The following is a 13,291-nucleotide window of genomic DNA, read 5'->3' as shown; positions in this document are numbered from 1 at the left end:
GCCCATGGCCTTCTTCAGCTCGGTCGCCGCGTTGCGGTAGACGGGCAGCAGGTCCAGGTCGTCGCCCGGATAGTTGACGATCTTGACCTGCTTGGCGCCGGAGTCGGGCAGCACCGTCCCGGTTGACATGTGGGCGTTGTCCAGCACCAGCGCCGGCTTCTTCGCGGAGAGCTCGGCGAGCTGCGCCGGAGTCACCGCCTCCGGCCCGTAGGTGCCCACCGTGGTGGCACCCGCGAGCTTCCCGGCCCAGCCGGTGAAGACCTGGGCGACGACGGAGGGGCTCTTGCCGCCGGGCCACACGGCCTGCAGGTCCTTGTTCAGCTTGCCGTACTCGGTATCGAAGCCGGTCTTCCACTTCGTCGCCGCGTCCTGCGTGCCGAAGAGCGCGCCCAGCTTGTCGACCTCGGCCTTGACCTTGTCGGGGTCGTTGTCCAGGTTGACCTCGACCAGCTTCGCCTTGGAACCGGCCGCCTCCTTGATCTTCGCCGCGTACGGCTCGAAGGGCGCGTACAGCACGAAGTCGGCCTTGGCGACGGCGGCGAGGTCCGAGGGCTTCGGGTCGTAGTCCGGGGCGTGGTGGACGGACTGCGGCACGATGACCTTGACGTCCTCGGCTCCCGCGGCCTTGGCGAACGCGCCCTCCCAGGTGGTGGTCACGACCACCACGGGCTTGTCCTTCCCGGCTGCCGGGGCGCCGGCCTTCGCGGGGTTTTCGTCGGCGGCCGTGGGGTCGGCGCTGTTTCCGCAGCCGGTGACGAGGGCGAGTGCCGCGCTCAGTGCGAGGAGGGAAGTGATGCGGACGCGGGTGCGCGCCATGAGCTGATTCTCCGTTCGGGTATGAAGTGCACGGCGAGGACGAGTGCCCCCGCTGTCAGGACGAGTACGGGGCCGGGCGGCCAGTCCAGCCACAGGGCCAGCAGGAACCCGGTCGCGTTGACGGTGACGCCGATGCCGACCGCCCAGAGGGTGATCGACTTCAGCGAGCTGCCCAGGCGGCGCGCGGCGAGCGCGGGCAGCAGGGTCAGGGCGTCGACGAGGAGGGCGCCGGTGAGCTTGATCGCCCCGGCGACGGCGATCGCGACGAGTACGAGGAGGGCGGCGGTCAGGGCGCGGACCGGGACTCCGGAGCACTGGGCGAGCTCACGGTCGTAGAGGAGCAGGCCGACGTCGTGCCGCCGCCACCAGAACAGGCCGGGTACGACTGCGGCCAGGACGCCGAGCACGATGAGGTCGGGCGTGCCCACGGAGAGGATCGACCCCCACAGGAGGGCGAAAGCCCCGGACGCGTTGACCCCCGACACGGCGAGCAGTAGCAGCGCGGCGGCGATGGCCAGGCTCATCAGCAGACCCATGGCTCCGGACAGGCCGTCCGAGGTACGGGCGAGCGGGGCGACTCCAGCCCCGGCCAGCGCGCAGGCGACGAGCGCGCACAGCATCGGGTCCAGTCCGGTCAGCAGTCCGACCGCGATGCCGAGCAGGGCCACGTGCATCATCGCGAACCGGACCGGCATGATGTCGAGCCCGACGATGACCACCCCGATGACGGGCAGGCCGGCCGACGCGAGCAGCAGCGCGAGACCGGCCCGTTGGACCGGCAGCAGCTGGAGCAGCGCACCGAGGTCGGCGGTGGCGAGGTTCACCGAGATCACCGGACCTCCCGCAGACGGCCCGCGGCCATCTCCAGTACGCGGTCGCAGCGGTCCGCCAGAGCCCGGTCGTGCGTCACCACGATCAGGGTGACCGGCAGCGAGGTGAGGACGTCCGCGGCCTCCGCCTGCCCGTCGAAGTCGAGGGCGGCGGTGGGTTCATCGGCCAGCAGTACCTGTGCGCCCGCGGCAACGCAGCCGATCGCCCTGGCCAGGTACATCCGTTGCAACTGGCCGCCGGAGAGGGTGTGCAGGGGGCGTTCGACCAGCGTCCCGACCCCCAGCCGGGCGGCGGCTTCGTCGGCGTCCCCGGGCGCGGTACTGCTGGCGAGCAACTCGGAGCCGAGCAATGGGAAACGGCCGGCGGCCGGCTTCTGGGGGATCCAGGCGCAAGCCCGGCGCCGCCAGGCCCACTCGGCGGGAGAGCCGGTTTCCCGGCCGCCGACCGAGATCGAGCCCGTCACCTGGCGGTGCAGGCCGAGCACCGAGCGCAGCAGGGTGGTCTTGCCGGAGCCGTTGGTTCCGGTCAGTGCCACGCGCTCACCGGCGGCGATCTCCAGATTCACGCCGGAGACCGCTTCCACCCGGCCGTGCCGGCAGGCGACCGCCCTCATGCGCACATCCAGCCCGCCCATCCCACACCTCTCTGTCGTTCCGAGCCGCGTGGAGCGCCGGGTGTCCGCCGCCCACGTCCCAGTAGTCGGACGGCGAGGGGCCGCAGTTCCCGCGAACCGAGGATTCTCGCGCGTGAATCCCTCTGACCTGCCGAGCCCTGGCATCCGCCGCCCGTGCGCTCAGATCGCCGCGGCGACTTCGTAGCCGGCCTCGACGATGGCGGCACGGATCAGACGGTCGTCGAGCGGAGCACCGCTCACCGTGACGGCGTGCGCGTCGAGATCGACGACGACATCGCTCACTCCGGGTACCTGCTTGACCTCCTCGGTGACGTGGCCGGCACAGTGGCCGCAGGTCATGCCGGTCACGCGGTAGCGCTGCTCATCCATGGTGTTCTCTTCTCAGCAGTGACGTACACGGTGCAGGACCGGGGCGGTTCTCGCTCGGAGACCGCGGAGACCGTCTGCCTCTCTCATGTAGTCGTACCGAGGGGCGTTCTGGTTTCCGCGAGTTCGGGGCGGCTGGAAGCAGTCGAAGCACGGATTCCGTCCGCCGCGCTCCCACGGGGCCGCGGAGGCGCGCTTGCGCCCGCTACCGAACGGGCATTCCCTTCTCGTCCGGTGGCGGGAGGCCGTTCCGCTGACGGACGTGAAAGGGAAAGGTGCGTGTGATGACCGATATCAATTCCTTGACACCCATGGCGACGTTCTGCGGCAAGTGCGACTGCGGCTGCCCCCAGTTGTTCGTCGACGAGTCCGCGCCGGTCGAACGGCGGGTCGTCATCACCGACGACTTCGGACAGCGCGTGGAGATGAGCGCCGACCAGTTCGGCTCCCTCATTGAGGACGCCAAGGCGGGCAAACTCGACGCTGTCGCCGCCGTCTGAGCTGACCCGTCGCCGCCGGCCCGGTGGCCTTCAGCTGCCGGGCCGGACCACGATCGCGATCGTCTCGACCGGCATGCTGTGGCGGAAGTGCAGGACGAAGGGGACGACCTGGCCCGCCTGCCAGCGTTCCTTCACCTTCACCATCACGTCCACTCCGAAGGGGGACATATCGACAGTGCCCCCAGCCGGGATGTCAACGGGATCGGTCATGTTCATGGAGTCGGCCCCCGTACCCGTGCTCTGGTGCCGGCTCAGCATGACCTGCTCCACAGCCGGGGAGGTGACGGATATCAACTGGTCGTCCGCACCACCCAGGTTCGAGATCCGGAAGAACGCCGCGGTGTTCTCCTTGTCGGCGTACGGGAGGAAGACGCGGCCGTCGTCGACCGCGATGCGGGGTGGGGTTCCGGCAGCCCCGGAGGCGGCCCAGGCCGTCAGCCCGCACAGACCGGCCAGGCACGCGATCACCGGAACGGCCGCGGCCAGGTAGGCCTCGCGCAGACGCAGGCGCGTCGGCCGCCAGACCTGCGTTACCTCTCGTCGATCGGATTCGGTCATCGTCCACTTCCTCTCCGGGCGCTGCGGGCCCGCGCACCGGCAGGGCGGCCTGCGGGGTCCCAGCCGCGAAGTCGCAGGCTGTTCCCCACGACCAGCAGCGAGCTGGCCGACATGGCTGCTGCGGCGACCATGGGGTTGAGAAGGCCGACGGCGGCCAGTGGGACGGTGACGATGTTGTAGCCGAACGCCCAGACAAGGTTGACCCGAATGGTCGCGAGGGTGCGCCGGGCCAGGCGAACCGTGTCGGCCACCGCCCCCACGTCACCGCGTACGAGGGCCACGTCCGCCGCGCCGATGGCGACGTCCGTGCCGCTGCCCATGGCGATCCCGAGGTCCGCGCCGGCCAGTGCGATGGCGTCGTTGACACCGTCGCCGATCACGGCGACGCGTCGGCCCTCGTCTTTCAACTGCCGCACGAGAGCTGCCTTGCCCTCCGGGGTGCAGCGGGCATGAAGGCGTGTGATCCCGAGCGTCGAGGCGACGGCTTGGGCCGGGGCCTCGCCGTCGCCGGTGGCCAGGACCGGCTCCACGCCCAGCCGCCGGAGGCGCTCGACGGCCCGGTAACTCCCCGGACGCAGAACGTCCCCGACCCCGACGAGCGCCTGGCCGACACCGTCGACCCGTACCAGGACGGGCGTGAGCGCGGCGGCCTCGGCCGTGGCCAGCGCCTGGGCCAGGGTCTCGGGGAGATCATCGCCAGGTGCACACACCTCGACCACACGGCCGTCGACCATACCGCTGACACCCGCTCCAGGGGTGGCCCGGAAACCGGTCACCGACGGCAGTGCCTGGTCAGGCAGGTTCCGTCGGGCGTACGCGGCCAGGGCCGTTCCGAGCGGATGCTCGGACCCTTGCTCCACTGCCCCGGCCAGTCGAAGTACCTCCTCCCGGCCCAAGCCTTCGGGGAGCGTCGTGAGCTGGGCGACGGTCATGTGCCCCGTCGTGAGGGTGCCGGTCTTGTCGAGTACGACCGTGTCGACGTGCTGCAGGGCCTCCAGGGCCTGCGGTCCGCTCACCAGGATTCCCAGTTGGGCGCCGCGGCCGGTGGCAGCCAGCAGGGCGGTGGGTGTGGCGAGGCCGAGTGCGCAAGGGCAGGCGACGACGAGGACGGCTACGGCCGCGGTGACCGCCGGTTGTGGATCCGCACCGGCGCCGAGCCAGAATCCGAGCACGGTGACGGCCAACGTCAGGACGACGGGGACGAAGACGCCCGCCACGCGATCGGCCAGACGCTGCGCCGCCGCCTTTCCGGCCTGGGCATCGGTGACCATGCGGGTGATTCGTGCGAGCCGGGTGTCCGCGCCCACGGCGGTGGCCCGTACGAGGAGCAGCCCGCCCACGTTCACCGCCGCGCCGATCACCGCCCGGTCCGGCCCGACTTTGAGGGGATCACTCTCGCCGGTCAGCAGGGACAGATCCAGGTCGGAGTTCCCGGACACCACGACGCCGTCCGTGGCGACGCGTTCCCCGGGCCGGACCACGAACTCCTGCCCTACGGTGAGCTGTCCCACCGGGATCCGCCGCTCCTTCCCGTTCTCGCGCACGGTCACGTCCTTGACCGCGAGAGCGGACAGCGAGCGCAACGCCGCGCCCGTACCGCGCCGTGCCCGCGCCTCCAGGAACCGGCCGATGAGGACGAACAGCGGTACGCCGACCGCCGCTTCCAGATAGACGTGGGCGACATCCCCACCGGCCGAGGGGAGGAGGGTGAAAGGCATCCGCATCCCCGGCCGGCCCGAGCCGCCGAGGAACAGCGCGTACAGGGACCAGAGGAAGGAGGCGACGACACCGAGCGAGACCAGCGTGTCCATGGTGGCTGCCGAGTGCCGCAGACCCCGCAGCGCGCGGACGTGGAAGGCCCAGGCGCTCCAGACGACCACGGGTGCGGCGAGCATGAGGCACAGCCACTGCCAGTTGCGGAACTGCAGAGCCGGGACCATCGACAGGGCCATGACCGGCACACAGAGCAGCACGGTAACCAGCAGCCGATCGCGCTCGCTGCGATCCTCTTCCGGTACCGGATCCGCCGCCTTCTTCTCCGCCTCGCCCCGAGGCTCCGGAGGCAAGTGGAGTTCGGCGGTGTACCCCGCACGTTCGACCGCGGCCACCAGCTCGTCCGTCGTGACGCCGGGCGGATGGAGCACCCGCGCCCGGCCGGTGGCCAGATTGACGGTGGCGCTGGCTCCCTCGATCTTCCCGAGCCGCTTTTCGACGCGGTTGACGCAGGCCGCGCACGTCATGCCGCCGACGGTGAGGTCCGTTGTGGTGGAGACGGTCGACAGCTCCGGTGTCATCGGCCACCGCCCGACTGCGTGCCACCCGCACCGCCGTGACCATGCCGCCCTGAGCTGCCGCCATCGCCGCCCACGGGGGTGGTGTCGCTCCTGCTGGAGTGCATGCCGGGTGCGACTGGGCCCGCTGCGGAACCGACCCCGTACGACAGGTAGAACGTCACCACCAGCAAGGTCAGGAACCCGATGAGCGCCGGTGGTGGCAGACACCGCCGCAGCGAGAGGTACGCGCCGCCGGGGGAATGCTGACGTTCCGCCATTGCCACTCCATGACGGGCGCTCTCCGGCGCCCCTCGCTCGACCGGTGCCGCGGTACGTGGACCGCAGCCGAGGTGGCATCCCTTCATCCCCCGATGCCTTCCCCCCGAGTAGTCGGTCCGGAGCGTCGACGAGTTCCCGGACTTCGCGACCTTTGTCGCCGGCTCCGGCCCGTGTGTGCCTGCAGTGGGGCAGACGGTGCTGCCGGACGGTGTCGCCTAGTCTTCTGAGTCTTGAGTTCTGTCGGATCGACGCCCCAGGCGGTCGGCCGTTGGCGGGCCCGATCTGCGACAACTACGCCACCCACAAAACACCGGACATCAAGAAGTGGCTGCTCGGCCACCCCCGGTTCCACCTGCACTTCACACCGACCGGGTCGTCCTGGCTGAACCTGGTGGAGCGATGGTTCGCCGAACTCACCAACAAGCAGATACGGCGAGGCGTCCACAAGTCCGTCCAGGCCCGCGCTGCCCCCCTCGACCACCAGTCGAGGGGGGCTCGTTCGCATTCAAGCGCGCCGGTGGCTACGAGGCGGCGCAGCGGGCAGGGAGGGCGACCCGGGGCGCGATCCGTATCCGTGTTCCGTCCCACACCACGGTCTCCGCGGGCAGGATCAGCAGCCCCGCCTCCCCGTCGGCCCAGACCGCGCCGATGCGCCGCACCTGTACAGCCGTGCCTCCCGCGCCGGCCATGTACACCGTGGGGTCGACCTCCCAGCCGTGCCCGGCCAGCCACACCTCCAGCTGGATCATGTCTGACGGCGTCGCCCGGCGCGGCCACACGTGCGTACTCTCGATGCCCATTTCCGTCCCCCCGTCGCGGCCGGGTCCCCGACCACCGGCGATCCTTCCACCTGGGACTGACACAAGGCGTCTCTTTTATGTCCGCCTGAGACCGGACCTTCAGGCTTCAGTGCATGTCCGGCAGCCTCGTTCGCCAGGAAGCCCTGTGAGTTCGTAGCCGTTCTCCCCCGCGATGTCGTGCCCTCGGCTGCAGCGAAGGGCCCGTGCGGCCTTGGACCGGAACGGCAGTTCCGGAGGGCGCCGGGCCGGTTGTCCGAGGCACGTGCGATCCTCTGAGCCGGCACTGGCAGGGGAGCCGGTGCGTCGACACCTGCGGGCTTCATGTGCCGGTCGGCGTCAGTACAAGATCAGATTTCAGCAGCGGGTGGGGCATGAACATGGAGAAGAGCATCGGGATCACCATGGCGGCGCTGTTCGTCGCGGCGGGCACGGCCGGCTGCAGCGCGGCGTCGGTCACGCAGAAGGCCGGTGAGTCGGCGCAGAGCCTGGTCGAGGCGCTCGCCCGCGTCTCCGACGAGGCGGCGAAGGCCGGATCGGCCGATATCAGCATGACCGTGACGTCCCCGGACACGGGCGGCAAGCCCGTGCAGATGAAGGGCCTCTACACCTGGGGCAACGGCATGGCCATGGAGACGGAGATGCCGGCCAAGGACCTCGAGATGGACGACATGGTCGCGGACGGCACCGTCACGATGCGCCTCGTCCAGGGCGCGTACTACTACGAAGTCGACCGCGTCGAGGACGACGGCCCCTTCAAGGGCAAGACCTGGCTGAAGGTCGAGGCCTCCGCCATCGTCGGGGAGAAGGGTGCGGCGGCCATGGCCGGCGCCAACGGCGACCCGACCGCAGGCCTGAAGGGCCTCAAGTACGCCAAGGCCGTCACCAAGGTCGGCACGGAGAACATCAACGGCAAGAACACCATCCACTACCGCGCGACGGTCCCTGTCGACAAGATGGGCGCCGCCGCCGACATGTACAAGGGGCTCGGCCTGTCCGGCGAGATCGCCACCGAGATCTGGGTCGACGACAAGGGCAGCCCGGCCCGCCTGAACCAGACCATCGGTACCACCAACGTGGCCATGGACTTCCTCGCGTTCGGCGGCAGCAAGACCGTCGAGGTTCCGCCGGCCGCCGACACGGCCGACATGACCGAGCTCTACAAGGAGCAGGTCGCGGGTAGCGCGGTCTGACGCTCCGCCGCATGCCGGCTGCCCGGCCGCGAGCAGCCGGTGTTCAACGGGCGCCGGACACGGTTCGTGGAGGCCACTCAGGAGCGATGTGACGTAAGCCGGTGTGACCTGGGCCGGCGGGATCCGGTGCCGCCTACATCTCGCGGTAGATCTCCAGGCCGCGATCCTTCGTCCAGGTCCACAGCCGTTGGCGCTCTCCGCCCGTCTCCCACCATGGGGTGATCTCGATTCCGTCGAGACTGCCGTGGGATCCGACGAACTCCTGGAACGTTCCGGCCGCCACCGTTCCGTTCTCCCAGGTCCCGGCGACGGCAGGGCCGTCCTTGGCCCGTGGGGCTGGTAGGCCCGCATGTCGCTGTGTCGCGTATTCGTGAGCCTATGACGAGTATGGTCGCGCTGCGTGTCACGAAGGCTCTCAGCCGCAGGCCTATCGAAGCCACTGGTGCACGGCCGAGCTGTAAGCCGCCTCGCGGGACGCGGCTGGGCCGGCTGACCCTTCATCGCCCAGGGCATGCCCGGCTCACAGCTCGGCCCCACCGCACTCCAAGGACGTGGATCGGACGACCCCATTCCCGACCGGCGTGGCCGTGAGCGCCCTCGCCAGTGCGGCCTGACCTTTAAAGATTGCTTAGCGCACACCTGGCATGCTGCACATGCATCGAGGACGCGAGGGAACGGACAGTGGGGGACATGGCTGTGAGTGCGCGATCCGGAGATGGCGGGAGCTCCAAGGGCGGACGGCTGGGGCGGGAGTCACGCTCCTTCTGGAAGGAATTGCCGGTTCTGGTCGGAGTTGCCCTGCTGCTGGCCCTGTTGATCAAGACCTTCCTCGTCCAGGCCTTCTCGATCCCGTCGGACTCGATGCAGAACACCCTGCAGCGCGGCGACCGGGTGGTGGTCGACAAACTGACCCCGTGGTTCGGTTCGGAGCCCGAGCGAGGCGAGGTCGTGGTCTTCCACGACCCGCTGGACTGGCTGTCCGGAGAATCCGCCCCGGAACCCAACTTCGTACAGAAGGCCCTCGGCACGGTCGGCCTGATGCCCTCGGCCGACGAGAAGGACCTGATCAAACGGACGATCGCTATCGGCGGGGACACCGTGTCCTGCAGGGCGGGCGGACCGGTCGTCGTCAACGGCAAGGCACTCGACGAGCCGTACCTCCTCCCCGGCAACACCCCTTGTGACGACGCCCCCTTCGGCCCGGTCACGGTCCCCGAGGGCAAGATCTGGGTGATGGGCGACCACCGCCAGGACTCCCGGGACTCCCGGTACCACATGAACGACGCCACCCAGGGCTTCGTCCCCGTCGACAAGGTCGTCGGCCGTGCCGTCGCCGTTGCCTGGCCCGTGCCCCGCTGGGCGACCCTTCCGGCTCACTGACCGGCCGGCCCCGCCGTGGCAGGTGGGTGTGCGGAGGTGGGTATCGCGGAATGCGAGCGGTTGATCATCAGCGGTACCCACCGCGGCACCATCTGGTCCGACTGCCGGGCGGACGACATCGACCTCGTCCCGCTCCTCGATGACGCGGGGCAACCAGTCACCGAGGTGGCTGTAAGCAGCAGCCCACGATCAGTCCTGGGTCCTGTGCACGGACCACGACCTGTGGGCCACCAAGGTCGCCGGCCCGGCCCGGCCCCGCTCGTCGAAGGCCGGCAGCCGGCTCAGCCCCGGTGGCCCAGGTCCAGGCGGTCGAGCAGCCCGGCGGCGGTGAAGGCGGCGACCAGTTCGTCACGCCCCTCGGTGAAGTGCCCCCAGCTGTCGTAGTGGACGGGAACCACCCGGCGGGCACCCAGGATGTTGGCGGCGTCGGCGGCCTGTGCACTGTCGAGGACGATCAGTGCGCCGTCGAAGAGCTGGGTGAAGCGAGGGGCCCCGGCGAACAGGATGGCGGTGTCCACCGGTCCGAACCGATCGGCGATCTCCTTGACCAGTCCGAGGGAGGCGTTGTCGCCGCTGACGTAGACCGTGGGCAGGTCCTGCCCGGCCAGGACGAACCCGACGACCTGGCCGGTGAACGGTTCGACCTCCTCGCGCGTGCCGGGCCCGTGGAGGGCGGGCACAGCCGTGACCGTGATCGTGCCGCCACAGGCGCGGTCGAGGTCGACCGACTCCCAGTCGGCCAGTCCCTTGGCCCCCGCCCCCAGGCGTTGTCCGCCCCCGGGCGTGGTCAAGGTCAGAGGGACCTCGGCGAGCAGTGCCCGTCCGGACTCGTCGAGATTGTCGGGGTGTTCGTCGTGGGAGAGCAGGACCACGTCCACGCGGCCGAGGTCCGCCGGTGCAGCGGCGGCAGGCTCCGTCTTGGTCAACTGGCCGCGCGGCACGTGGTACTCGCGGGGCGCGTCGAAGGTCGGGTCGGTCAGGAACCGCAGGCCGCCGTACTCGAAGAGAGCGGTCGGGCCACCGAAGACGCGGACGGGAATCTGCTCAATGGGTGTGCTGGTATCGGCCATCAGAACCTCACGAACCTCACGGTTGGGTTGCGTTCTATCCGTGATGATCATAGGTGAGTCACGGATGAATGCAAGGCGTACCATGAGAATCATGAGTGAGATCCCGACCCCCGAATCCGTGGGACTGCCCGCCCCGGGGGCGGAGGACTACTTCGCCCTCGACTTCGTCAACAGCGCCATCACGCTGCCCGGAGGGCAGTTCATCGATTTCCTCGGCACCCCCGCGAGCACGAACCGGTGGCTCACCGAGCACGGACTCGCGCCGGCCGACGCCGGAGTGCGGGAGATGTGCGCGGCGCAACTGCGCTCCCTGCGCGAACACCTGAGGTCGTTGTTCGCCGCCCGCGTCGCCGGGCTGCCCGCCCTGCCCGCGGCACTGTCCGCCGTCAACGACGCGCTGAGCATGGCTCCCACGGCCGGACTGCTCTACTGGGACGAGCAGAACGGCCCCTACCGCGCTGCGCCGTGTCCCACCAACGAAATCCTCGCCCGCGCTCTCGCGACCCTCGCGGCCAACGCAGCCGACCTCCTCACCAGCCCCGACGCCGACCGCCTCACCGGCTGCGGCTCCACCCCCTGCAACCGCTACCTGCTGCGCCACGGACGCCGCCACTGGTGCTCCACCCGCTGCGGTGACCGTGCCCGCGCCGCCCGTGCGTACGCCCGGCGCACCCGGACGACGGCAGACTGACGAACCCCGGGCGGGGTTGGACGCGCTGATCGCGAGGGTCCGTTCCCGACCGAGACTTATCGCACCGCCGTGGAGAACGTGCTCAGTACAGGCGCGAGGGCGTGTGGACCGAAGCTGTGGTTCTGGCCGGGGAAGGCGTGCACGGTGGTGAGCAGGTTACGGGTCGGGGTGGCTCCCTGCGGGTCGGTGCACTCGACGCCGGCCCGTCGCAGGTTGCCGAATCACCGGACCCAGTCGAGGAGTTGCCGATAGCCGTCGGCGGTCGCGGGGAAGCTGTGACAGACCAGGGCGGGGCCGAGCGCGGTGATGACGGCTGTGGCGTGGACGTCCTTGTGAGTGTCCACACCGAGCAGGATGTCCTCGGCGTTCCACCGGGACGTGACATGGGGCGGTGGACTGCGTGATGCTGGCCAAGGTAGCCAACCTCCTGATCGCCTCGGGAACCGGTGGCCGTCGCCGGGCCGGGGGGCAGCCAAGACCGTGACGGTGCCTGTCGCGAGGGCCCCTATCGGGACACCTCCTCTGCCCACCGCGATCCGCTACGCGAACGCAGCCAAGGCATTCCTCGAGTCCTCACTCGAACAGAATCGGCACTGAACTCGATTGAGTGATGTCGGGGCCGTTCGCCTGACGCGGCGTAGTCCCCGATCGCCACGTCGTCGCAGAAGGTTTCCCAGAACTGGTTGTGCACGAGAGCGGTCTCGTCGATCGATACCAGAGATGAGATCGCGCAGGTCTTCTGCCACCTCCTCATACCTGTCCTCGTCGCCGTCCGCAGAGAACGGGAAGCGTGCGATCACGGCCTCGACGCATCGGTTGAAGGAGCCTAGGTCTCCGTTCGTGCGCGGACTCCAGCAGCCGTTTCGTCAGCTGCTGGAGCAGACCGCCCTCGCCCGTCAACTGCAGGCGCCCGGCCTGGGCCCGGGCCACGAGCTCGTTCAGGAACCGGTCATCGACAGCCGTCGGCGAGGCCCCCGCCTCAGACGCCATGGCTGACCTTGCCGGAAGTTCATGGAGTGGCATGGCCGCGTCGGTCGAGATCCTCGAGGAACTGTCGTTGGCCGTCCAGGAATCCGTCCGCGAAGAGTGAGCGGGGGGAGAAGAGCGCGGTGAGCGTGATCTTGAGGTCCGACTGCTCGATGGACTGCTTGAGCAATGAATGGGTCGCGTCCGGGTAACGCTTGGCCGTCATTGCACCGCCTGCGTCCAGCACCATGCGGTAGACGCGCTCCGTGTCGGCGGTGTCTACGTTGATGTCATGGCCCGCGAGGGTCAGCAGCACCGGTACGCCGCGCAGGGCGCGGAGGTCTTGAGTGGCGTCCGCGGTGTAGTTCTTGGAGATGAAGCGCCAGCGGTCGGCGGTCATGCCGTCCGCGTCGCCTCCCATGGCATTGACGTACTCCTCGAAGGTCGCGTGGCGTTCCAGCAGCCTTCGGGTCGTGTCGCTCTTGGCGATCGCCGCGTTGGTGCGGGCCGCCGATGCGCGGTTGGCGCGCAGCTCGGCGAGAAGGTTGTAGCGGCCCTGCTGGAGCCAGTTGATCGCGGGCGAGACGGCGATGACGAAGCTCACGGGCGTCTTGGCGGCGACCTTCGGCAGGACCCAGCCGGCCTGGCTGGCGCCCCAGAGCCCGATCCGGTCGCCGTCGATGTCGGGGCGGGCGCGCGCCCAGGCGATGGCGGCGGCTGCCTCGTCGGCCCGGTCGTCCATGGACTGGCCGAGCCAGTCGCCCGGTGCGCCCGCGACGCCGGGCTTGTCCCAGGACAGGGAGGCGTACCCGGCCTTGGCGTTCGCTTCCCACATGGGCTTGTAGCCGTCGTCATGGGTGGCGTCGATGGGGCCGTCGCCGTGGATGTACACGACCAAGCCGTGGTGCTTGCGGCCGTCCTTGGGGGTGGCCAGTAC

The 13,291-nt window shown here is 69.7% G+C and carries 14 protein-coding genes and 3 pseudogenes; 5 read left to right on the top strand and 12 right to left on the bottom strand.

Going from position 1 to position 13,291, the window contains the following annotated elements; all coding sequences use genetic code 11:
* The 4 genes from ACFV0Q_RS27730 to ACFV0Q_RS27715 form a co-directional block, all read right to left on the bottom strand.
* Window positions 1-816, bottom strand: an 816-nt coding sequence (locus tag ACFV0Q_RS27730; RefSeq protein ID WP_385009087.1) for a metal ABC transporter solute-binding protein, Zn/Mn family, incomplete at its 3' end; no start/stop codon positions are given.
* The gene (locus ACFV0Q_RS27725; protein ID WP_385009086.1) at window positions 774-1,649 is read right to left on the bottom strand and encodes a metal ABC transporter permease; all 876 of its coding nucleotides are present in this window, start codon (window positions 1,647-1,649) and stop codon (window positions 774-776) included. The genes ACFV0Q_RS27725 and ACFV0Q_RS27730, both read right to left, overlap by 43 nt.
* Complete coding sequence (locus ACFV0Q_RS27720) at window positions 1,646-2,281, bottom strand: metal ABC transporter ATP-binding protein (protein WP_385009085.1); 636 nt, start codon at window positions 2,279-2,281, stop codon at window positions 1,646-1,648. The genes ACFV0Q_RS27725 and ACFV0Q_RS27720 overlap by 4 nt, the downstream gene beginning before the upstream one ends.
* A 159-nt stretch (window positions 2,282-2,440) precedes the next feature.
* The gene (locus tag ACFV0Q_RS27715; protein WP_385009084.1) at window positions 2,441-2,650 is read right to left on the bottom strand and encodes a heavy-metal-associated domain-containing protein; all 210 of its coding nucleotides are present in this window, start codon (window positions 2,648-2,650) and stop codon (window positions 2,441-2,443) included.
* Between the two features lie 281 nt (window positions 2,651-2,931).
* On the opposite strand from ACFV0Q_RS27715, the gene ACFV0Q_RS27710 reads away from it, so the two are divergent.
* Window positions 2,932-3,147, top strand: coding sequence for a hypothetical protein (locus ACFV0Q_RS27710; protein ID WP_385009083.1), 216 nt, complete (start codon window positions 2,932-2,934; stop codon window positions 3,145-3,147).
* Between the two features lie 30 nt (window positions 3,148-3,177).
* Here the strand turns inward: ACFV0Q_RS27710 and ACFV0Q_RS27705 are convergent, their stop codons facing one another.
* Entirely contained in the window at window positions 3,178-3,705 is a 528-nt protein-coding gene (locus ACFV0Q_RS27705) for a copper chaperone PCu(A)C (RefSeq protein WP_385009082.1), read from the bottom strand.
* Complete coding sequence (locus ACFV0Q_RS27700; protein WP_385009081.1) at window positions 3,702-5,999, bottom strand: heavy metal translocating P-type ATPase; 2,298 nt, start codon at window positions 5,997-5,999, stop codon at window positions 3,702-3,704. The genes ACFV0Q_RS27705 and ACFV0Q_RS27700 overlap by 4 nt, the downstream gene beginning before the upstream one ends.
* Window positions 6,000-6,537: 538 nt before the next feature.
* On the opposite strand from ACFV0Q_RS27700, the pseudogene ACFV0Q_RS27695 reads away from it, so the two are divergent.
* Window positions 6,538-6,714, top strand: a pseudogene (locus ACFV0Q_RS27695) (transposase); the annotation flags it as partial.
* Window positions 6,715-6,778: 64 nt separating this feature from the next.
* On the opposite strand, the gene ACFV0Q_RS27690 reads toward ACFV0Q_RS27695, so the two are convergent.
* The gene (locus ACFV0Q_RS27690; RefSeq protein ID WP_385009088.1) at window positions 6,779-7,006 is read right to left on the bottom strand and encodes a hypothetical protein; all 228 of its coding nucleotides are present in this window, start codon (window positions 7,004-7,006) and stop codon (window positions 6,779-6,781) included.
* A 428-nt stretch (window positions 7,007-7,434) separates the two neighbouring features.
* On the opposite strand from ACFV0Q_RS27690, the gene ACFV0Q_RS27685 reads away from it, so the two are divergent.
* On the top strand, window positions 7,435-8,247 hold the full coding sequence (locus ACFV0Q_RS27685) for a hypothetical protein (RefSeq protein ID WP_385009080.1): 813 nt from the start codon (window positions 7,435-7,437) through the stop codon (window positions 8,245-8,247).
* A gap of 133 nt (window positions 8,248-8,380) precedes the next feature.
* Here ACFV0Q_RS27685 and ACFV0Q_RS27680 read toward each other — a convergent pair whose 3' ends face one another.
* Entirely contained in the window at window positions 8,381-8,530 is a 150-nt protein-coding gene (locus ACFV0Q_RS27680) for a hypothetical protein (RefSeq protein ID WP_385009079.1), read from the bottom strand.
* Between the two features lie 407 nt (window positions 8,531-8,937).
* Here ACFV0Q_RS27680 and lepB point away from each other — a divergent pair.
* Window positions 8,938-9,618, top strand: a pseudogene (lepB, locus tag ACFV0Q_RS27675) (signal peptidase I); the annotation flags it as partial.
* A 290-nt stretch (window positions 9,619-9,908) separates the two neighbouring features.
* Here the strand turns inward: lepB and ACFV0Q_RS27670 are convergent.
* Window positions 9,909-10,697 carry an MBL fold metallo-hydrolase gene (locus ACFV0Q_RS27670; protein ID WP_385009078.1) on the bottom strand — a complete coding sequence of 263 codons (789 nt, stop codon included), beginning with the start codon at window positions 10,695-10,697 and terminating at the stop codon, window positions 9,909-9,911.
* Between the two features lie 91 nt (window positions 10,698-10,788).
* Here ACFV0Q_RS27670 and ACFV0Q_RS27665 point away from each other — a divergent pair, with 91 nt between their 5' ends.
* Window positions 10,789-11,388 (top strand): CGNR zinc finger domain-containing protein, encoded by a 600-nt coding sequence (locus ACFV0Q_RS27665; protein WP_385009077.1) that lies wholly within the window; start codon window positions 10,789-10,791, stop codon window positions 11,386-11,388.
* A gap of 221 nt (window positions 11,389-11,609) precedes the next feature.
* Here the strand turns inward: ACFV0Q_RS27665 and ACFV0Q_RS27660 are convergent, their stop codons facing one another.
* The 3 genes and pseudogenes from ACFV0Q_RS27660 to ACFV0Q_RS27650 form a co-directional block, all read right to left on the bottom strand.
* Window positions 11,610-11,732 (bottom strand): hypothetical protein, encoded by a 123-nt coding sequence (locus ACFV0Q_RS27660; RefSeq protein WP_385009076.1) that lies wholly within the window; start codon window positions 11,730-11,732, stop codon window positions 11,610-11,612.
* Between the two features lie 493 nt (window positions 11,733-12,225).
* A pseudogene (locus ACFV0Q_RS27655) lies at window positions 12,226-12,378 on the bottom strand (IS256 family transposase); the annotation flags it as partial.
* Window positions 12,379-12,397: 19 nt separating this feature from the next.
* Window positions 12,398-13,291: alpha/beta hydrolase family protein (locus ACFV0Q_RS27650; protein ID WP_385009075.1), on the bottom strand; the 894-nt coding region annotated here is incomplete at its 5' end.

The sequence above is a fragment of the Streptomyces sp. NPDC059564 genome, from assembly GCF_042735575.1.
Classification (GTDB): domain Bacteria; phylum Actinomycetota; class Actinomycetes; order Streptomycetales; family Streptomycetaceae; genus Streptomyces.
The sequence above is the reverse complement of the archived record's forward strand: the minus strand, read 5'-3'. Positions and strand labels throughout refer to the sequence as shown.